Below are 19,859 nucleotides of genomic sequence, written 5' to 3'. Positions count from 1 at the left end.
TCGCGCACCGGCTGTGAGCCCCGCCTCGTCCCGGCGCTGACCTCCGGCGACGCCCTCCGCGCGGGCGCACCTGGATTCTGGGACAATGCTGGCGTGACCAGCTCATCGCATTCTGCAGCGCAGGACCCCCGGCCGGACACGCGGCGTGCGCGCCGCGGGCCCCGGGCCGATCTGGACAAGCGCCCCGAGGACGTCGCCTCGATGTTCGACCAGGTCGCCGAGCGCTACGACCTGACCAACGACGTGCTCTCGCTCGGGCAGACCCGGCTGTGGCGCCGTCGTCTGGTCCAGGCGCTGGACGTGCGGCCCGGCGAGCGCGTCCTCGACCTCGCCGCCGGCACCGGCAGCTCCGCGGAGCCCTTCGCCGACGCCGGCGCCGAGACGGTGGCCTGCGACTTCTCCGAAGGCATGCTCGCCGTCGGCCGGCGCCGTCGGCCGGACATCGAGTTCGTCCACGGCGACGCGACGGCCCTGCCCTTCGCCGACGCCTCCTTCGACGCGGTCACCATCTCCTTCGGGCTGCGCAACGTCGTCGACACCGAGGCCGCGCTGGCCGAGATGCACCGGGTGACCCGCCCCGGCGGCCGGCTGGCGGTCATGGAGTTCTCCGACCCGAGCTGCGCCGCGTTCCGCACGGTGTACCTGGAGTACCTGATGCGCGCGCTGCCGTCGGCGGCCCGGCGGGTCTCCTCGAATCCGGAGGCCTATGTCTACCTGGCCGAGTCGATCCGCGCCTGGCCCGACCAGGACGAGCTGGCCGTGCTCGTCGCCGAGGCCGGCTGGGAGTCGGTGCGGTACCGGAACCTGACCGGCGGCATCGTCGCCATCCACCATGCGCGCCGGCCGGCCGCGCCGCACGCGCCCGACGCCCGATAGGCTGGACGGCGATGAACCACTCCGCAGTCGACCCCCTGTCGCTCAGCCTCCCGCCGGGCTTCGAGGCGCTCGCCGACGACGAGCGCCTGGCTCCGGCGATCTCCGAGGCGCTGAGCTCCGTGGAGGAGCAGCTGCTCGCCGCGCTCTCCAGCGACGACGAGCTGGCCGACACCTCCTCGCGCTACCTCGCCGAGGCCGGCGGCAAGCGGATCCGTCCGCTGCTGACCATCCTGACCTCCCTGCTCGGCGACGGGCCCGACGACGCCGTCCGGCGTGCCGCGGTGGTCATGGAGATGATTCACCTGGCCACGCTCTACCACGACGACGTGATGGACTCGGCCCCGGTGCGCCGCGGCGCACCGGCCGCCCACGAAGTCTGGGGCAACTCAGTGGCGATCCTCACCGGCGACCTGATCCTCGCCCGCGCCTCGCGGATGATGTCCGAGCTGGACCTGGAGGGCTCCCAGGTCCAGGCGCGGACCTTCGAGCGGCTGGTCATGGGGCAGCTGCATGAGACCGTCGGCCCGCGCACGGGCGAGGACCCCTACGACCACTATCTGCAGGTCATCGCCGACAAGACCGGCTCGCTGGTCGCCGCGGCCGCCCGACTGGGCGGGCACTACGGCGGCTGCACCGCCGAGACCGCCGCGCTGCTGGACACCTACGGCGAGGCGGTCGGCGTGGCCTTCCAGCTCGCCGACGACGTCATCGATCTGACCTCCGACGCCGAGGCCTCCGGCAAGACTCCGGGCACCGATCTGCGCGAAGGCGTGCCCACGCTGCCGGTGCTGCTGCTGCGCGCCGCCGCAGCCGACGGCGACGTCGCCGCGGCCGAGGCCCTGGCGCTGGTCGACGGCGACCTGACCGACGACGACGCGCTGGCCGCCGCCGTCGCCGCCGTCGTCGCCCATCCGGTCACCGACCGGGCCTGGGAGATCGCCCACGAGTGGTCCCGCCGGGCCGCCGAGGCGCTGACCGACTTGCCGGAGTCGACGATCAAGTCGGCCCTGCTGGCCTTCGCCGACGCCGTGGTGGACCGCGAGGGCTGATCTCTCGTCCACCGGCGGCGAACACGCCAGGAGTCTCGCACCTTCGCTCCGGCTTCGCCGTCGCCACAAGGAATCCGCGAGTCTCCTGGCGTGCTCGCCCTGCGTCCGGAGCTCCGCACACTGTCCCTCCCGCTGATCGCAGGACTCTGAGATGTCGTCGGGCTGCTGCGCCACGACATCTCACAGCCCTACGACAGGTCGCGGCTCGAGGCGGCGCGAGGGCCGAACCACCGGCGCAGAGTCGCAGCGAGATCGTCCTGGTCGGCGCCGCTCCAGACGATGTGTCCGTCGGGGCGGAGGAGGACGGCGGGATCGTCGAGCTCCTCGCTGGCGGCGACGACGACGTCGACGCGGTCGTTCCAGCCGTCGGCGTCGAGTTCTCCCGTCTGGTCGATGAGCAGACCGCGGGCCTCGTGCATGTGGTCGTAGAGGCGCCCGTCGCCGAGGTGGATATCGCGTTGACGGGTGCCGAGGCGGGCGGAGCCGTCGCCGACGTCGTAGCGGACGTCGAGAGCGGTGATCTTCTCGATCAGTCGCCGGCTCACCTCGTCGACGTCCAGCAGCTCGGCGAGCAGCTGACGCACGGCCTGGGTCCCGGGGTCGGTGGCGAGCAGCGCTGACTGCGCGCGGGTGTTGACGAGCACCTCGGCGGCGACAGGGCGTCTCTCGGCGTGATAGCTGTCCAGCAGGCCGTCCGGCGCCGAACCGTCGACGGCGGCCGCAAGCTTCCACCCGAGATTGACGGCATCCTGGATGCCCAGGTTCAGGCCTTGTCCGCCCAGCGGCGGATGCACATGCGCCGCGTCGCCGGCGAGGAGCACTCGCCCGCTGCGGTACTGCTCGGCCAGTCGGGTGGCGTCGCCGAATCGCGACAGCCATCGCGGCGAGTGCACCCCGAAGTCCGTGCCGGCGACGGCCCGCAGCCGCTCACGGACCTGCTCGAGAGTCGGGGGAGCAGTGCGGTCCTCCGCGACGTCGGCGGCGGGCACGACGACGCGGTGCACGTCCTCGCCGGAAGGTCCGATCCCGAACCCGCGCTGGGTCTCGCGCACCTCGGCGACGACGGCGGCGATCTCCTCGGCCGGGGCGGTCGCCTCCATCTCCCCGGTCAGCCATTCAGCAGCGGGCGGCTCTCCGGGGAAGCCGACGCCCAGGAGCTTGCGCATCGTGCTGCGCCCGCCGTCGCATCCGGCGGCGTAGCTCGCTCGCATCGTCGCGCCGTCGTCAAGCTCGACCGTGACGCCGTCATCGTCCTGCGTCAGCCCGACCACCGCGCACCGGCGACGGATCTCGGCGCCGAGTTCGGCGGCCCGCTCTGCGAGGAGGCGGTCGGTGACCGGCTGCGGGATCCCGAGGATGTAGTCGTGGGCGGTGTCGAGGGACTCGGGCCACGGCTTGTCGATCCCCGCGAAGTGGCCCATGCCGGGATACTTCTGCCCGTGCGCCAGGAACCGGTCGAGCAGTCCGCGCTGGTCGAGGATCTCGATGCTGCGCACATGCAGTCCGAGCGATCTCACCTGCGGCGTCGGTTCGGCGTCCTGTTCGACGACGAGCACGCCGACTCCGTGCAGCCGCAGCTCGCTCGCCAGCATCATTCCGGTCGGCCCGCCGCCGACGATGATCGCATCGATCATGAAGCCCCCTGTTCGTCAGTGCGATCATTGTCGCGGTACAGGGGCGTCTTGCGGCAAGACCCCTGGTGGGATATATTCTGAGCATGGCGGGGAACGATCGGTTCCTCGCTTTTCTCATGCCTGGTGTGCATCGGTCGCCGGGGCGCGCCGACGGCGAACTTCCGGCACACGGCGTGGTCGGCACGCGCCTCGCGGATCCCTTGTGGCGACGGCGAAGCCGGAGCGAAGGTGCGAGGCGGGTGCCGGACGCGCCGCAGGCGACCACCCGCGAGCCCCCGGAGCCACCCGCGACAGCCGAGACGCGAGTCAGCGGGAAACGAGCACCTGCTCCAGCGCCTCGCGCAGCTGCACGGCCTTCTCCGCCCGCACGTCGACGGGGACGGGATGGCGCAGCTGGCGGTAGAGCATGTCGTCGCTGTACCGCGGGAAGACGTGCAGGTGGTAGTGCCAGACGTGCTGGTTGCCGGCGGGCTCGTTGTGCTGGCGGACGGAGGTGCCCTCGGGGTTCCAGGCGAGCTTCATCGCCAGGGCGACGTCGCGCTGCATGGCCCCGATCCGGGCCAGCAGGTGGTCGTCGAGGTCGTAGAGCGCCTCGCGGTGGGCCACCGGAGTGATCATCGCGTGGCCCTCGTGCGGGCCGAAGCCGTCGCAGGCCATGAATACCAGCAGCTCGTCGTCCTGGTGGACCAGGTCGCTCAGCTCGCAGCGGTTGTCGCCGGTCTCGACGTCGCCGCAGGCCAGGCCGCAGAAGGGGCAGGCGTAGTCGGGCGGCTGGTGGGAGGCGTGCAGCGTGGACGGATCGACCACGCTCACTCCTCCTCGAAGGAGAAGTCCAGGAGGTCCAGGATGAACTCGCCGACGGTGGCGTCCTCGTCGTGCCAGGCGCCGGTGGAGTTCGCGCGCCGACGGACCAGCGGATCGGGCACGTCGAGCGCCTCGACGGGCACTCCCCAGGCGAACTGCTCCTCCTCGTCCTCCAGGAAGAGCAGGTGGCCGTCCTCGACGATCAACTCGTCGGGGTCGAAGAAGAAGCAATGGGCCTCCATGAGCTCCTCGCAGCGGCCCACCGCCCGGTAGAACTCCTCGAGCGCCAGCGGCAGGGAGGTGCCGGCGGGCAGATCTGCGGCGGCGAGCTGATCGGCCAGCTCCTCGGCGGTGTAGCCCTCCTGCGGGGTCCACCGATCGTCGAGGTGCTTGGCCACCAGGCCCTTGTACTTCTCCAGGAGCATCTCCGCCATGGCGCCAGTCTAGTCGGCGCAGCCCCGACGGCGCGCGGCGCCGTCGGCGCCCGGCGGCTGCGATGCTCGTCTCGGGGCCGCGGGAGCAGCGATCCGCCGTGAGATCCGTCATGTCGACGCCCGCGGGGAACAGGGTTCCGGGCGGCGGGCGTTGTGCAATACGGCATACTGTTCTGAGGTAATCGAGCAGGCGACGGCGGCGCGACCCCCGCGACGACGCCGCCCGCGGTCGAGCGCGTCGTCGTGCCGTCGGCCGCGCATGGAAAGGACGTCCCCGAAGTGACAGACCAGACTCCCCAGCGCCCCGTCCGCGTCGCCGTCGTCGGGGCCGGCCCGGCCGGCGTGTACGCGTCGGACATCCTGGCCAAGTCGCAGAAGAAGAGCGACATCCCGGTCAGCATCGACCTCTTCGACCGGTATCCGGCGCCGTTCGGGCTGATCCGCTACGGCGTCGCCCCCGACCATCCGCGCATCAAGGGGATCGTCAAGGCGCTGCACAAGGTCATGGACCGCGGCGACATCCGGCTGCTGGGCAACGTGGAGATCGGCGTCGACCTCACGCTGGAGGACCTGCGCCGGCACTACGACGCCGTGGTCTTCGCCACCGGCGCGATCCGCGACGCCTCGCTGGACATCCCGGGGATCGAGCTGGAGGGCTCCTTCGGCGCGGCCGACTTCGTCTCCTGGTACGACGGCCACCCGGACTACCCGCGCGACTGGCCGCTGGAGGCCGAGCAGATCGCGGTCATCGGCAACGGCAACGTCTCGCTGGACGTCGCCCGCATGCTGGCCAAGCACCCCGAGGACCTGCTGACCACCGAGGTCCCGGAGAACGTCCACCGGCGGCTCGAGGAGTCCCCGGCCCGCGACGTGCACATCTTCGGCCGTCGCGGCCCCGCACAGGTGAAGTTCACCCCGCTGGAGCTGCGCGAGCTCTCGCACGCGCCGGGCGTGGACATCGTCCTCGACGAGGAGGACTTCGAGTTCGACGAGGCCTCCGACGAGGCGATCAAGTCGAACAACCAGGTCAAGACCATGGTCAACACGCTGGCCAACTGGCTGGTCGAGCAGGAGGAGCGCACTGAGGAGGCCGAGCGGAAGCTGCATCTGCACTTCCTGCACCAGCCGGTCGAGGTCCTCGAGGGCACCGATGAGCAGGGGCAGGGCACCGGCCGCGTGGCCGGCATCCGCTTCGAGCGCATGGAGCTCGACGGCTCCGGCGGCGTCCGGAGCACCGGACAGTTCCTCGACTACCCGGTCCAGGCGGTCTACCGCGCCGTCGGCTACTACGGCACCCAGGTGCCGGGCATCCCGTTCGACGCCCGGCGCGGAGTGATCACCAACGAGGCCGGCCGCGTGCTCGACGAGGACGGCGAGCACCTGCCGGGCACCTACGCCACCGGCTGGATCAAGCGTGGTCCGGTCGGACTCATCGGCCACACCAAGGGCGACGCGCTGGAGACCATCGGCTGCCTGCTGGAGGACGTCCATCAGCTGCCCGCCGCCGAGGAGCCCGACGAGGCGGCGGTGCTCGAGCTGCTCGACTCCCGCGGGGTGGAGTACACCACCTGGGAGGGCTGGCTGACGCTCGACGCGCACGAGGTCTCCCTCGGCGAGCAGGCGACGGCGCAGGGTCCGGTGGAGCGCGAGCGGGTCAAGGTCGTGCCCCGCGAAGAGATGGTCCGCATCTCGCGCGAGGGCTGAGTCGGCCCGGCCGAGACGAGCCCGCCCTCACGAGACGAGCCCGCCCGGACCTCAGGGTCCGGGCGGGCTCGTCTCGTCGTGGGCGAGGGGTCAGCCCTGCGGCGGGCCGGAGGCCATCTGCTCCAGGCGCGAGACGCGCTCGTCCATCGGCGGGTGCGTGGAGAAGAGCTGCTTGGCCTTCGGGCCGAACGGATTGGCGATCATCATATGCGCATGGGCGTCGTGCTTGGGGTCCTCGCGCAGCGGCTCGGCGTTGATCCCGCCGTGCAGCTTGCGCAGCGCCGAGGCCAGTGCCAGCGGGTCGCCGCTGAGCTCGGCGCCGTCGGCGTCGGCGTCGTACTCCCGGGTGCGGCTGATCGCCATCTGGATGAGGCTGGCGGCGATCGGCATCAGGATCACCGCGGCGATCGCCCCGATCAGCGCCAGCGGATTGCCGCCCTGGTTGTTGCCGCCCCGGCCGAAGCCGCCGCCGAAGAGCAGGAAGAACTGGCTGATCGTGGTCAGGAAGCCGGCGACGGCGGCCGCGACCGAGGAGATCAGGATGTCGCGGTTGTAGACGTGCATCAGCTCGTGTCCGGTGACCCCGCGCAGCTCCCGGGGGCTGAGCAGGTTCAGGATGCCCTCGGTGAAGCAGACGACGCCGTTCTCCGGATTGCGACCGGTGGCGAAGGCGTTGGGCGTCGGCTGCGGGGCGATGAAGATCCGCGGGGCCGGCTGCTGGGCGCGCTCGGCGAGCTCCTCGACCATCTCGTACAGCGCCGGCGCCTGCTCGCGGCTGACCGGGTAGGCCTTCATCGCCCGCAGGGCGAGCTTGTCGGAGTTCCAGTAGGAGTACGCCACCGAGCCGACGCCGATGAGGCCGAAGATGAGCAGGAAGCTGGGGCTGCTGGTGAAGTAGGCGAGCAGCGCGCCGATGAGCAGCAGCAGGGCGAAGAGGAAGGCCAGCAGGCCTGCCGTGCGGAGCCGTCCGTGGTGCTGATGCATGCGCTCTCCTGTCCGATGACGTGCGGGGAGGGGCGCCGTCGTCGGGATCGCCCCGTCGTCGTTCATGCTATCCGTCCTGGGCGCTCGTCCGCTCTCGGCGCGGGCCTCGACAGGGACATTCGTCAGTACCGTGCTCAAGGTTGCCACTGTTGGGGCATGCGGCGAGCAGGGTGGGTGTGAGTGATTCCACAGCGGCGGTCATGCGTGGGTGGAGGGCAGTTCACTCGGAGTTCACCTCCGCGTGTGACGCTCATGGGGCAAGGGATGCGCAGTGTTGTCCGCCGTGTCACCCACATCACCGAATGTTCACCGGTGGATGAGCGGGCGGCGGAAGCTGCGTCCGGCAGAGGCCCGGAGGGTCTCGGCTCACGCTGAGGAGAATCGATGTCCGCACCGGCCGCCGCGGCACCGGAGAAGGTCACCACCGGAGCTCACGAAGCTCCTGTCACCCGTCCCATCACCCCCTTCGAGCGCCTCGGCCTCTCCGGCCGGGCGCTCAGCATCGCCAACTGGCTCGGCGTCGTCGCCGCGGTCTACGTGCTGATCACCGCGGTCCACGTGATCGGCGACGGCTTCGGCATCGCCACCGGCGGGCACGCCGAGACGCTCTTCGATTTCGCCACCAATCCGCTGGTCGCCCTGATGGTCGGCGTCGCCGCCACAGTCCTGACGCAGTCCTCCTCGACGACGACCTCGGTCACCGTCGGGCTGGTCGCCGGCGGGCTGCCGCTGTCCATCGCGATCCCGGTCATCCTCGGCGCGAACCTGGGCACCACGCTGACCAACACGCTGGTCAGCCTCGGCATGGTCCGGGATCAGGCGGCTTTCCGCCGCGGCTTCGCCGCCGCGACGGTCCACGACTTCTTCAACCTCCTCGCCGTGGCGATCTTCCTGCCGCTGGAGATCGCCTTCGGGCTGCTGGAGCAGCTCGCCACTGCGCTGGCGGGCCCGCTCTCCGGCACCGACGGCGGGCCGCTGGCGGCGATCTTCGGCGGTCTGGGATCCGTCATCAAGGGAGCGACCACGCCGCTGGCCGAGGGCATCACCGCCTCGCTGGGCTGGCTGCCGCCGCTCTGGCAGGGCCTGGTGATGATCGGCGTAGCCGTCGCGCTCATCCTGCTGGTCATCAACCTCATCGGCCGACTGCTGAAGGTGCTGATGGTCGGCAAGGCCCGCGCCGTGCTGCACGCGGCGATGGGCCGCGGGCCGCTGGCCGGCATCGGCTCCGGCGCGCTGATGACTGTCATGGTCCAGTCCTCGTCGACGTCGACGGCCCTGATGGTTCCGCTGGCCGGCTCCGGGACGCTGAGCCTGCGCCAGATCTACCCCTTCACCCTCGGGGCGAACATCGGCACGACGGTCACTGCGCTGATCTCGGCCTTCGCCTTCGACGGGCCGGCGGCGAGGGTGGCGCTGATCGCCGCGCTGGCCCACCTGCTGTTCAACGTGCTGGCCACTGCGCTGATCTTCGGCATCCCGGGGCTGCGCGAGCTGCCGCTGCGCGCGGCGAGCCGCCTGGCGGACGTCGCCGCGGAGAAGAAGCTCTACGCCGCCGGCTGGGTGGTGGGCATCTTCGTGGTGCTGCCGCTGGGCCTGATCGCGGTGACGGCGATCGTCTGACCGGCACGACGCCGGCGAGACGCCGGCACGATGCCGACACGACAGCGGCGCCCCCGCTCCACTGCGGAGCGGGGGCGCCGCTGTCGTGTCGCCGCCCGGAGGCCGGCCCGGTCGCAGGCCCGGCTGCGGGCCCGGCCGCGGGTCAGCGCATGTTGATGAACTGCAGGGCGGCGTCGTCGAAGTCCTTCAACAGGGTGATGACCTCCTGCAGGTCGTCGCGGGACTTGGAGGTCACGCGCAGCTCGTCGCCCTGGATGGTGGCCTTGACCGACTTCGGGCCCTCGTCGCGGATGATCTTGGTGATCTTCTTCGCGGTGGGCTGGTCGATGCCCTCCTTGATGGCGCCCTCGATCCGGTACTCCTTGCCGGAGGCGTAGGGCTCGCCGGCGTCGAAGGACTTCAGCGAGATGCCGCGCTTGATCAGCTTGGAGTCGAAGACGTCCTTGACCGCCTTCGCCCGCTCCTCGGCCTCGGCGCGGATGAGGATCTTCTCGCCGGAGTAGTCGATCCCCGCGCCGGTGCCGCGGAAGTCGTAGCGCTGCGAGATCTCCTTCTGCGCCTGGTGCAGCGCGTTGGAGACCTCCTGCTTGTCCACCTGGGAGACGATGTCGAAGCTGGATTCCTTGGCCATGAGCGTCCTCCTGCTCGAGACGGTGTCGTGAGTCGTCGTCGAGTCTATCGGCCGCCGTCATAATCGGCCCGGGGTCCATCGGGCCGCCCTACAATGCTCAGTGAAGACATGAACATTTCGTCGGCCGGCGCGGCTCCGCGGCGTCCGACGACGGCCATGTCATCCACGCAGCGTGCATGCGAAGCCTCGCGCCCCGCCTCGGGGCACCGCTGCGGACCTGCTCTGCACCGGCCAGGCGCCCCGAGCCCGCGACGGGCCGCGGGCGGCGCCGCGCCGGCGGGTCCGCACCGGGGAGTCCGCGGCTCGCCGGAGCGGGCCCTCCGACCGACCCAGGAAGGAGAGGCCGCATGCCTCACACCAGCACCCACACCAACACCCGCTCCAGCGCTCCCGCGAGCACTCTGCAGGACCCGGCGCGGCAGATCCTCGTCTCCCACGCCGGCTCGCTGCCGCGCACCGAGGAGCTGATCGCCGCCAACGCTGCCCGCGAGTTCGCCGCGGACGGGCTGACGCTGCAGCGCACCCCGGAGTTCGACCGCCAGCTCTCCGCGGCCGTCGTCGACCTCGTCGCCCGGCAGAAGGCCGCCGGGGTGACCGTCCCCGGCGACGGCGAGTACGGCAAGGCGATGACCTCGGCGGTGGACTACGGGGCCTGGTGGTCCTACATCTTCCAGCGCGTCTCCGGCTTGGAGGTCACCGGAGAGGACATCTTCAGCCAGCCGCATGCGGAGTCGGCCCCCGGCGACGTGCGGCTGACCAGCTTCCCGAACCGTCGCGACTGGGTCGCCTTCCACGAGGCCTACAGCGATCCCGAGGCCGGCATCGGCACCGGCTCGCATGCGACCCCGTTCCCGGCCACCACCGGCCCGCTGGCCTACACCGGCCACGAGGCGATCGCCTCCGACGTCGCGAACCTGCGCCGCGCCCTCGACGCGGCCGGTCTGGAGACCGGCTTCATGACCTCGCTCTCGCCGGGCTCGGCCGCCCGCATCGCCGACCGCCACTACGGGGATGAGAAGGAGCACCTCTTCGCCTGGGCCGAGGTCATGCGCGAGGAGTACCGGGCCATCACCGACGCCGGGCTCATCGTGCAGATTGACGACCCCTCCATCGCGGAGAACTGGGACCAGATCTCGCCGGAGCCCAGCGTGGAGGACTACCGGGCCTTCACCCAGCTGCGCATCGACGCGCTGAACCACGCCCTCCGCGGACTGCCGCAGGAGCAGATCCGCTTCCACCTGTGCTGGGGCTCCTGGCACGGTCCGCACACCACCGACATCGAGTTCCGGCACATCGTCGACCTCATGCTGCAGATCGACGCGACGTACTACTCCTTCGAGGCGGCCAACGTCCGCCACGAGCACGAGTACACCGTCTGGGACGACGTCGAGCTGCCGGCGGGCAAGGTGATCGTGCCGGGCGTCGTCTCGCATGCGACGAACGTGGTCGAGCATCCGGAGCTCGTCGCCCAGCGGATCGAGCGCTTCGCCGAGCGGGTGGGCCGGGAGAACGTCATCGCCTCGACGGACTGCGGCCTGGGCGGGCGCCTCCACCCGCTGATCGCCGAGGCCAAGCTGCGCAGCCTCGCCGAGGGCGCGGAGATCGCCACGCGGCGGCTCTTCGGCTGAGCACGGCCCGGCGGGCGGCCGGAGCCCGGGACTTCGGCGCCGGCTCAGACGAAGGTCGCGTCCTCCAGCGAGCCGGCGGCCGCTCCGGCGACGGTGGCGGCCAGCTCGTCGAGCCGCGCCGGGTCCTCGGGCAGCTGTGCGGTCGACAGGCGCAGCAGCCCGGTCGGCCGCGGGGCGACCACGCAGGAGCTTCCGACGTCGACGACGATCCCGCGGGCCCCGAGCGCCAGGGCCGCGGACTGCTCGTCGTCGACCTCGACCCAGACCGCCCAGCTGCCCGGCCCCGAGCGGGCGGTCAGCCCGGCGGCGGCGAAGCGCTCCACGGTGAGCTCGCGACGGGCGGCGTAGTGCTTCCGCGCCGAGGCGAGCCGGTGGGCGACCACCGGGTCGCGCAGCTGGTGGGCCAGCGCATGCTGCAGGATGCGGCTGGTGGAGGCCACTCCGCCCGAGCGGCGCGCGATGCACCGGTGGATCAGCTCCGCGTCGCCGGCGAGCACGGAGCTGCGCAGGTCCATGCCGAAGGCGCGCTCGAAGCCGATCGCCCGCAGCGTCCGGTGCGGGAAGAGCGCCTCCAGCGACGGCACGGCCTCGCCGTCCTCGGCCAGCGGGCCCAGCGGATCGTCCTCGATGATCGTGACCTCGCCGGCCGCGGCCAGCAGCGGCTCCAGCGCCATGGCGCGCTCGGCGGTGAGCCGATGGCGGTCGGAGAACGCCCCGGAGGGGGAGAGGACGACGGCGACCGCGCCCTGCTCCAGCGCCGCGGACAGCGCCTCCGGCCGCGGACCCTGCTCGTCGACGGCGACGCCGACCGGGGCGAGGCCCATGCCGCGCAGCACGCCGAGATAGCCCGGCGACGCCGGCTCCTCGACGGCGACCACCGGCTCGGCGCCGGCGGCGGTGCGCAGCCCGACGCCTGCCTCGGCGGCGTGCTCGGCGCTGGCGGCCCCGGCGGCGACGTCGACGGCGGCCCGGGTGGCCAGCCACAGCGCCTCGGTGCCGGAGCTGACCGCGGCATAGCTCCGCGGCTGGTCGGGCAGACGCTCCGCCAGCTGCTCGGCCAGCTGGTCGACGATGTGCTCGCGGCTCCAGGCGTGGATGCCCGGCTGGTGGACCGCCTGGGTCAGCGCATCTTCCAGCGAGGGGACGAGCTGCGGATCCGGGCTGTGGCGCAGCAGGTCCACGGCGTGCCAACCGGGGAAGTTCTCCGCCGTCGGGCCGTGGCCTTCGATGACGCGCGTGCCGCCGCGCCGGCGGGTCTCGACGAGCCCGCCCTCGCGCAGCAGCGCCCAGGCCTGGGCGATGGTGCCGACGCTGACGCCGACCTCGGTGGCGACGTCGCGGACCGTCGGCAGGCGCGTGCCGGCCTCCAGCGTGCCGTCGACGATGAGCTCGCGCACCTGTTCGGCGATCCCCGCCGGGCTGTGCTCGGTCAGCGAACGGGCGAGGGAGGCGGCATCGACGTCGGCCACGGGAGCTCCTGGAGATGGCGGGGAGGGGGCGGAGGGCTGCGCGTCCAGCCTACTGCGCGGCCGCAGGCGCGACCGAGTCCGGTGCTGAGCCTGGTGCTGAGCCCGGTGCTGAGTTGGGTGCCTGACCGGGTGCCGAGCCCGCCCACGGCGGAGCTCGGGCGGGTGAGCAGACGCACACCCGGCGCCGATTGGCAGGAGCCCCGGATCGTCGGCTAAAGTGGTGGGGTGCTCGGCCGGGCAGGCCCGATCGAGGACAGCAGGGCAGATTACCCGAGCGGCCAAAGGGGGCTGACTGTAAATCAGCTGGCATTGCCTTCGTGGGTTCGAATCCCTCATCTGCCACCCCTGAGACGAAGGGCCCGGACCGGATGGTCCGGGCCCTTCGTCGTGCATGCGGCGGCCTCGTCGCCGGGCCTCCTCGCGGGGTTCTCGCGAGCTTCTCGCAGACCCGTCGCAGGGCTTCATCCAGCCGGTCTCCACCCCGATTCCAGGGGGCTTTCGCCGGTCGCTTAAGCGCCCACAGCGCCGTCGTGGTCGCGTAAGGTGGCCGCCATGGCTACCACCGAACTGACCACGGCAGGCTTCCAGCAGACGCTGGAGGACAACGAGATCCTGCTGATCGATTTCTGGGCCGACTGGTGCGGTCCCTGCAAGCAGTTCGCCCCCGTCTATGAGGAAGTCTCCGAGCAGCACCCGGACGTGACCTTCGGCAAGGTCGACACCGAGGCCGAGCAGGAGCTCGCGGCGGCGGCGAACATCACCTCCATCCCGACGCTGATGGCCTTCCGCGAGAAGGTCCTGGTGTTCTCCCAGGCCGGCGCGCTGAACGCCGAGCAGCTCAACGAGGTCATCACCGCGGTCAAGGGCCTGGACATGGAGGAGGTCCACCGCCAGATCGCCGAGGACGAGGCCGAGGCCGCGCAGAACGCCGAGGAGTCCGACGAGGTCTCTGGCGAGGAATCCGGCGAGGTCGCAGAGGGCTCCGAGGGCTCCGGCGAGGACTCCGCCCGGAGCTGAGCCTCCCCGCCCCGACGCATCGAGCGGGGGATCCATGGCTGCTGCGCCGATCCAGCGCACAGCGGCAGTGGATCCCCCGCTCGACGTGTGTGGGGCGGGGTCAGCGGCGGCGGTGATCCTCCGGGGCGAGCATCGGGCCGCGCCGCTGGTGCTGGAAGCCGCTGAGTCCGATCAGCCGCACCACGCGCTGCCGGTGCCCGCGCCAGGGCTCGAGCAGCGCGAGCATCCCGGCGTCGTCGGTGCGCTGGCCGGTCAGCGCCTCGCCGACGCGATGGGCCAGGTGATAGTCGCCGACGGCGACCAGATCCGCCGCGCCGTGGCTGCGCTGCAGCGTCTCCGCCGCCGTCCACGCGCCGATCCCGCGGAGCGCCGTCAGCCGGTCGGCCAGCTCGGCGGCCGCGTCGACGTCGGCGGGTCCGACGGCGCCCAGCCGCCGCAGCGCGCTCGCCCGCTCGGCCACCCGCTGGATCGTCGCCGCCAGCGGCGGCTGAACCCCCAGCCGGTGCCATGTCCAGGAGGGGATGCCGCGCAGCTGCGTCGGCGTCGGGGGCAGCAGCATCCCTCGGGGCGCCGGGCCCGGCGGGCGGTCGCCGACGGCGCGCAGCAGCTCGCGCCAGGAGCGACGGGCTTCATCATGGGTGACCTTCTGCTCCAGCACCACTGTGACCAGCTGCTCGACCAGCCGGCCGGTCGCCGGAAGCCGCACGCCCGGGTGCCGACGACGGACCCGCGCCAGCGCCGCCGACTGCTCGTCGCCGCGGGCGTCGAGCAGCCTCTCGCACGCGGTCCAGTCGTCGGCGGCGCCCAGCAGCGTCGCCGCCTCCGCGACGGCCGTCGCGGCGACCGCGCCGTCGTCGTCCGGGGCGGCGGTCCAGGCGCGGGCCCGCACGCGGGAGGCGTCGAGCTGGTCGAGGCGCAGCAGCGTCGGGAGGGCGGTCCCGCCGGCCGGGCCGGATCCGCCGGCCTGCTGGCGGGACTCCTGTCGGAAGGCCAGCCAGGCCCCCGCCCCCGGCGTCCCGTCCGGGCCGCCGACGGCGCCGCCGCCCAGCGGCCCGCCGTCGACCTGCAGCGCCGGATCCGCCCGGCCGCGCTGCAGCACCCCCAGCGTGCGGGGCAGATCGAGCACTCCGCCGAGGTCGAGGACCTGCTCGGCGGCGGGCGCAGCGTCGGGGGAGGAGGTCACCGGTCCATCCCACCACATCGCCCCGGACGCGGCCCCGGCCCGAATCCTGTCCCGGCCGCTGGCGCGCGGCCTCCGTGCCCGGCCCCTGCGCCGCGCCGCAGGGCCTCTGTTTCTCCATGAGTCCGCCGCGGGCGATCGGCCCGGGGCCCGCGGACGGCCCGGCGGTAGCCTGGGTCCATGAAATATGCCCAGTCCGTAGTCGACCTGATCGGCGGCACCCCGCTGGTGAAGCTGAACCGGGTGACGGAAGGAATCTCCGCGACCGTCCTGGTCAAGCTGGAGTACCTGAACCCCGGCGCCTCCATCAAGGACCGCATCGCGCTGAAGATGATCGAGGAGGCCGAGGCCGACGGCCGGCTGCGGCCCGGCGGCGTCGTCGTCGAGCCGACCTCCGGCAACACCGGCGTGGGTCTGGCGCTGGTCGCCCAGCAGAAGGGCTACCGCAGCGTCTTCGTCACCGTGCCGAAGGTGGCCCAGGAGAAGCGCGACGTGCTGCGCGCCTACGGCGCCGACGTCGTCGTCGGCCCCAGCGGCGTCTCCGCGGAGTCCGAGCTGTCCTACTACGGGATCTCCGACCAGCTCGCCGCCGAGATCGCCGGCGGCTTCAAGCCCGACCAGTTCTCCAACCCGGCCGCGCCGCACTCCCACTACGAGACCACCGGCCCGGAGATCTGGGAGGACACCGACGGCACGGTCACCCACCTGGTCGTCGGCGCCGGCACCGGCGGGACCGTCACCGGCACCGGCCGCTACCTGAAGGAGGTCTCCGCCGACCGCGCGTCCGGACCGGTGCGGGTGGTCGTCGCCGACCCCGACGGATCGGTCTACTCCGGCGGCGAGGGGCGCCCGTACTTCGTCGAGGGCGTCGGCGAGGACATCTGGGTGAAGAACTACGACCCGTCGGTGCCCGACGAGGAGCACGCGATCACCGACGCCGAATCCTTCGCCATGGCCCGCCGGCTGGCCACTGAGGAGGGGCTGCTGGTCGGCGGCTCTTCCGGCACCGCCGTCGCCGCGGCGCTGAAGGTGGCCGAAGGGCTGGGCGAGGACGACGTCGTCGTCGCCGTGCTGCCCGACTCCGGCCGTGGCTACCTGGGCAAGATCTTCAACGACCAGTGGATGATCGACCACGGCTTCGGCGAGGTCGTCTCCACCTCCACCGGCTCCGAGCTGGCGGTGACCAGCACGGAGGAGATCTCCGAGGCCGTGTGCGACGGCCGTCTCGGCGGCGTCGCCGATCCGGCCCCGGGCACCGGGGCGCGCGATCCGCGCACGACGACGGCGGCCGACCTGCTGACCGCCAAGCGCGACGCCGTCTCCGAGGCGCTGCCCGAGGTCATCGCCATCCCGCGCTCGACGACGCTGCGCGAGGCGATCTCGGTGATGACCCGCTACGGCGTCGACATCGTGCCGGTCATCGACGAGCCGGGCCGCGTCGCGCGCATCGGCGAGGTCTACGGCACCGTCGACGTCGAGCGGCTCTCCGACGCGCTGATCCTCGGCCAGGTCGACGCGCGGGCCCCGGTGTCCGAGCATCTCTCCGACGAGCTGCCGCTGGTCGGCATCACCGAGACGGTGCCGCAGATCCTCGAGAAGCTGCGCACCGCCCCCACGCTGCTGGTGGCCCAGGACGGCGACATCGTCGGCGTGCTGACCCGCAATGATCTGCTGGTCCGGATGACCGGACTCGACGAGGAGGCCTGAGCATGACCCATCACCACGCCGAGAGCCCGCTGGGCTTCTCCACCGCCGCCGTCCACGCCGGTCAGGACTTCGACCCCACCACCGGGGCCGTGGTCCCGCCGATCCACCTCTCCTCGACCTATGCCCAGGACGGCATCGGCGGGCTGCGCGGCGGCTACGAGTACGGCCGGGCGGCGAACCCGACCCGCAGCTCGCTGCAGACCCAGCTCGCCGCCGCCGAGGGCGGGGGGCATGCCTTCTCCTTCGCCTCCGGGCTGGCGGCCGAGGACGCGCTGATCCGCGCAGTGATGCGCCCCGGCCAGCGGATCGTGATGGGGGACGACGCCTACGGCGGCAGCTATCGGCTCATCGACCGCGTCCACGGGAACTGGGGCATCGCGAACACCCCGCTGGATCTGGCCGACGCCGACGCCGTCGCCGCGGCCCTGGACGCCGAGGACGCCACCGTGCTGTGGGTCGAGACTCCGTCGAACCCGCTGATGGCGATCACCGACATCGCCGCGCTGGCCGAGATCGCGCACAGCCGCTCGGCGCTGCTCGTGGTCGACAACACCTTCGCCACGCCCTATCTGCAGCAGCCGCTGAGCCTCGGCGCCGACGCGGTGGTCCACTCGACGACCAAGTACATCGGCGGCCACTCCGACGTCGTCGGCGGCGCAGTCGTGCTGGGGTCCGACGCCGCCGCCGACGACCTCGCCGAGCAGGTCGGCTTCCAGCAGTTCGCCGTCGGCGCGGTCTCCGGGCCGTTGGACGCCTACCTGACCACGCGCGGGCTGAAGACTCTCGGGGTGCGGATGGACCGGCACTGCAGCAACGCCCAGGCGATCGCCGAGCACCTGGTCGACCACCCCGCCGTCGAGCGGGTGCTCTACCCGGGGCTCCCGGACCACCCCGGCCACGACCTGGCGAAGGCCCAGATGCGCGGCTTCGGCGGCATGGTCTCAGTGCAGCTGCGCGGCGGCGAGCCGGCGGCGCGCAAGGTCGCCGAGGGCACCCGGCTGTTCCAGCTGGCCGAGTCGCTGGGCGGCATCGAGTCGTTGATGAACCACCCGCACCACATGACCCACGCCTCGGTGCAGGGCACCGAGCTGGCGGTGCCGGAGAACTTGCTGCGGCTGTCGGTGGGCATCGAGGACGTCGCCGACCTCATCGAGGACCTCGACAAGGCGCTCGCCGGCCTCTGAGCGCCGTCGGCCGGGGATGACTCCGTGGGACGTGTGGGAATGAGCGACCATTCCCACAGTTTCCACGGCGTCATCGCCTCCGAGGGGGCGCTTAGACTGGCGCCATGAGTGACGCCTCGCCCACCTGTCTGCTCGCCGCCGCCGACCGGCTCGGCCTGACCGGCACTGTGGAGGCCGTCTGCGTGGTCGACCAGCTCGTCCGCGACGACGCCGGGAAGGTCGGGGTCACCGCCATCGACAAGCGGCCCGCCGAGGAACCGGTCATGGTCCGGACCTTCGGGCTGCACGGCGACGTCCAGGCCGATCGTCAGCACCACGGCGGCGAGGAGAAGGCGGTCTACGCCTATTCCGACGACGACGCCGCCTGGTGGGCCGATCAGCTCGGCCGGGACGTTCCGCCGGGAGCCTTCGGTGAGAACCTGCGCATCGCCGGCCTCGACGTCGACGGCGCCTACCCGGGGGAGCGGTGGCGGATCGGCGAGCGGCTCGTCCTCGAGGCCACCCGCCCGCGGATCCCCTGCGCGACCTTCGGCCGGTGGATGGACGAGCCCGGCTGGGTGAAGCGGTTCCTTCAGGCCGGCCGCCCCGGCACCTACTTCCGCGTGGTCACCCCCGGCGAGGTCCGCGCCGGCGACCCGGTGGAGGTCGTCTCCGTCGCCGAGGCCCCGGAGGCCACCATCCGCGAGATCGCGACGGCGAAGGGCCCGGCGGCCGCGCGTCCCGGGGACTGAACAGAGCTGCCCGACGGGGCAGGGGAGTTTCCAGATGGTGCCCGACATGGAAAGGTTTCGCGATTTTCTTTCCATATCGGGGGTGGCGTGGAAAGATCGGAGCCATGTGTTCCGCCTCTGAGTCCTCCTGGGATCCGAACCGCCCGTACCAGGAGCTTCCTCCTCTGCCGCCCGCCCAGGACGTGGAACCTCCTGACGTGCTGCGGCAGGTCGTCGAGGCACGGGCCGTGCTGGCGAAGATGGACGAAGCTGCGCGGAGGCTCCCCAACCCCGAGGTGCTGCTGAGCGCATTGACCGTCCTCGAGGCGCAGGCCAGCTCCGAGATCGAGAACGTCGTCACCACGACTGACGAGCTGTTCAGCTATATGGACCATCTCGATGAGGCGTCCCCCGACGTCAAGGAGGCCCTGCGGTACCGAGACGGTCTCTTCCGCGGTGTGGAGATCGTCGAGGAGCGGGGCACGCTCACTCGTGCGACGGCTGAGACCATCTGCGGCGAGATCAGCGGGCGGTCCATGACTCTCCGCAGGACTCCGGGGACGATCATCGCCAGCGCGCTGACTGGCGCCCCGGTGTACACCCCTCCTGAGGGGTTCGAGGTGATCGACCGGAAGATGGGGGAGTGGGAGAACTATGTGAACTCTCCCGGCGCTCATGATCCGCTCGTCCGCATGGCGTTGAGCCATTATCAGTTCGAGGCGATCCACCCGTTCGACGACGGGAACGGGCGGACTGGTCGGATCCTCGCCATTCTGCAGCTCATCAATGAGGGGATGCTCTCCCGCCCCACGCTGTATCTGTCGCGGTACATCATCGCGCATAAGCGCCAGTACTACAGCTTGCTGCGGCGAGTCACCGAGGAGGGGGACTTCGTCGCATGGATCAGGTTCATCCTGGACGCAGTACAGAGCACGGCTCGCTCCACAGTGCTGCTCATCGACGAGCTGCAGGCGGTCGAAGAGCAGCTGAAGCGTGTGGCCGCCGATGCCCTGCCCGCCGGAGGGAACCTCTGGTTCGTCGAGACTTTGATGATGCGTCCCTACACGCGCATGGCGGCAGTGCAGCAACGTTGCGGCGTCTCGCGTCCGACGGCGCGCAAATGGCTCAGCGCCATGGTCGACGCCGGAGTGCTTCGGCGAATGGAGAAGGGGCGCGACGTGCTGTTCGTCCACGACGGGTACCTGGAGGTCCTGGCGAACGCGTGACG

17 protein-coding genes and 1 tRNA gene are annotated in these 19,859 nt (G+C 71.8%); 11 read left to right on the top strand and 7 right to left on the bottom strand.

Annotated elements, in window-relative coordinates; genetic code table 11:
• Nucleotides 1-201: 201 nt before the first annotated feature.
• Both ABD652_RS00450 and ABD652_RS00445 read left to right on the top strand, forming a co-directional pair.
• Nucleotides 202-876, top strand: a complete 675-nt coding sequence (locus ABD652_RS00450) for a demethylmenaquinone methyltransferase (protein ID WP_425574523.1) — start codon at nucleotides 202-204, stop codon at nucleotides 874-876.
• 11 nt (nucleotides 877-887) lie between these two features.
• A complete protein-coding gene (locus tag ABD652_RS00445; RefSeq protein ID WP_344717217.1) occupies nucleotides 888-1,925 on the top strand; it encodes a polyprenyl synthetase family protein in 1,038 nt (345 codons plus the stop codon).
• Between the two features lie 188 nt (nucleotides 1,926-2,113).
• Here ABD652_RS00445 and rox read toward each other — a convergent pair whose 3' ends face one another.
• From rox to ABD652_RS00430, 3 genes are all read right to left on the bottom strand, one after another.
• Nucleotides 2,114-3,559, bottom strand: a complete 1,446-nt coding sequence (gene rox / locus ABD652_RS00440) for a rifampin monooxygenase (protein WP_344717216.1) — start codon at nucleotides 3,557-3,559, stop codon at nucleotides 2,114-2,116.
• 306 nt (nucleotides 3,560-3,865) lie between these two features.
• Nucleotides 3,866-4,372 carry an HIT family protein gene (locus ABD652_RS00435; RefSeq protein WP_344717215.1) on the bottom strand — a complete coding sequence of 169 codons (507 nt, stop codon included), beginning with the start codon at nucleotides 4,370-4,372 and terminating at the stop codon, nucleotides 3,866-3,868.
• The gene (locus tag ABD652_RS00430) at nucleotides 4,369-4,797 is read right to left on the bottom strand and encodes a hypothetical protein (protein WP_344717214.1); all 429 of its coding nucleotides are present in this window, start codon (nucleotides 4,795-4,797) and stop codon (nucleotides 4,369-4,371) included. Before ABD652_RS00430 ends, ABD652_RS00435 begins: the two co-directional genes overlap by 4 nt.
• A gap of 279 nt (nucleotides 4,798-5,076) precedes the next feature.
• On the opposite strand from ABD652_RS00430, the gene ABD652_RS00425 reads away from it, so the two are divergent.
• Complete coding sequence (locus tag ABD652_RS00425) at nucleotides 5,077-6,501, top strand: FAD-dependent oxidoreductase (protein WP_344717213.1); 1,425 nt, start codon at nucleotides 5,077-5,079, stop codon at nucleotides 6,499-6,501.
• 90 nt (nucleotides 6,502-6,591) lie between these two features.
• Here ABD652_RS00425 and ABD652_RS00420 read toward each other — a convergent pair whose 3' ends face one another.
• Nucleotides 6,592-7,485 carry a M48 family metalloprotease gene (locus ABD652_RS00420; RefSeq protein ID WP_344717212.1) on the bottom strand — a complete coding sequence of 298 codons (894 nt, stop codon included), beginning with the start codon at nucleotides 7,483-7,485 and terminating at the stop codon, nucleotides 6,592-6,594.
• 384 nt (nucleotides 7,486-7,869) lie between these two features.
• On the opposite strand from ABD652_RS00420, the gene ABD652_RS00415 reads away from it, so the two are divergent.
• The gene (locus tag ABD652_RS00415; protein WP_344717211.1) at nucleotides 7,870-9,105 is read left to right on the top strand and encodes a Na/Pi symporter; all 1,236 of its coding nucleotides are present in this window, start codon (nucleotides 7,870-7,872) and stop codon (nucleotides 9,103-9,105) included.
• Nucleotides 9,106-9,247: 142 nt separating this feature from the next.
• Here ABD652_RS00415 and ABD652_RS00410 read toward each other — a convergent pair whose 3' ends face one another.
• Nucleotides 9,248-9,736 carry a YajQ family cyclic di-GMP-binding protein gene (locus tag ABD652_RS00410; RefSeq protein WP_344717210.1) on the bottom strand — a complete coding sequence of 163 codons (489 nt, stop codon included), beginning with the start codon at nucleotides 9,734-9,736 and terminating at the stop codon, nucleotides 9,248-9,250.
• Nucleotides 9,737-10,083: 347 nt separating this feature from the next.
• Here ABD652_RS00410 and ABD652_RS00405 point away from each other — a divergent pair, with 347 nt between their 5' ends.
• Nucleotides 10,084-11,364 carry a cobalamin-independent methionine synthase II family protein gene (locus tag ABD652_RS00405; protein ID WP_344717209.1) on the top strand — a complete coding sequence of 427 codons (1,281 nt, stop codon included), beginning with the start codon at nucleotides 10,084-10,086 and terminating at the stop codon, nucleotides 11,362-11,364.
• A gap of 44 nt (nucleotides 11,365-11,408) precedes the next feature.
• Here the strand turns inward: ABD652_RS00405 and ABD652_RS00400 are convergent, their stop codons facing one another.
• Entirely contained in the window at nucleotides 11,409-12,833 is a 1,425-nt protein-coding gene (locus ABD652_RS00400; protein ID WP_344717208.1) for an aminotransferase class I/II-fold pyridoxal phosphate-dependent enzyme, read from the bottom strand.
• Between the two features lie 260 nt (nucleotides 12,834-13,093).
• Between ABD652_RS00400 and ABD652_RS00395 the strand changes: the two genes are divergently transcribed.
• Together ABD652_RS00395 and trxA are read left to right on the top strand one after the other, a co-directional pair.
• Nucleotides 13,094-13,175 (top strand) — tRNA-Tyr (locus ABD652_RS00395).
• Between the two features lie 210 nt (nucleotides 13,176-13,385).
• Entirely contained in the window at nucleotides 13,386-13,850 is a 465-nt protein-coding gene (gene trxA / locus ABD652_RS00390; RefSeq protein ID WP_344717207.1) for a thioredoxin, read from the top strand.
• A 100-nt stretch (nucleotides 13,851-13,950) separates the two neighbouring features.
• Here trxA and ABD652_RS00385 read toward each other — a convergent pair whose 3' ends face one another.
• Complete coding sequence (locus tag ABD652_RS00385; RefSeq protein ID WP_344717206.1) at nucleotides 13,951-15,033, bottom strand: DNA-3-methyladenine glycosylase family protein; 1,083 nt, start codon at nucleotides 15,031-15,033, stop codon at nucleotides 13,951-13,953.
• 177 nt (nucleotides 15,034-15,210) lie between these two features.
• On the opposite strand from ABD652_RS00385, the gene ABD652_RS00380 reads away from it, so the two are divergent.
• The 4 genes from ABD652_RS00380 (at nucleotide 15,211) to ABD652_RS00365 (ending at nucleotide 19,857) form a co-directional block, all read left to right on the top strand.
• The gene (locus ABD652_RS00380; protein WP_344717205.1) at nucleotides 15,211-16,737 is read left to right on the top strand and encodes a pyridoxal-phosphate dependent enzyme; all 1,527 of its coding nucleotides are present in this window, start codon (nucleotides 15,211-15,213) and stop codon (nucleotides 16,735-16,737) included.
• A 2-nt stretch (nucleotides 16,738-16,739) separates the two neighbouring features.
• Entirely contained in the window at nucleotides 16,740-17,921 is a 1,182-nt protein-coding gene (locus ABD652_RS00375; protein WP_344717204.1) for a cystathionine gamma-synthase, read from the top strand.
• A gap of 104 nt (nucleotides 17,922-18,025) precedes the next feature.
• Nucleotides 18,026-18,652: an MOSC domain-containing protein gene (locus ABD652_RS00370; protein WP_344717203.1), complete on the top strand. Its 627-nt coding sequence runs from the start codon at nucleotides 18,026-18,028 to the stop codon at nucleotides 18,650-18,652.
• A gap of 104 nt (nucleotides 18,653-18,756) precedes the next feature.
• Entirely contained in the window at nucleotides 18,757-19,857 is a 1,101-nt protein-coding gene (locus ABD652_RS00365) for a Fic family protein (RefSeq protein WP_344717202.1), read from the top strand.
• The last annotated feature ends 2 nt before the right edge of the window (nucleotides 19,858-19,859 follow it).

It is taken from the genome of Nesterenkonia halobia, assembly GCF_039536005.1.
In the GTDB taxonomy this organism is placed as follows: Bacteria; Actinomycetota; Actinomycetes; order Actinomycetales; family Micrococcaceae; genus Nesterenkonia; species Nesterenkonia halobia.
Note: the sequence above shows the minus strand (reverse complement) of the source record. Positions and strands in the feature narration are given on the sequence as shown.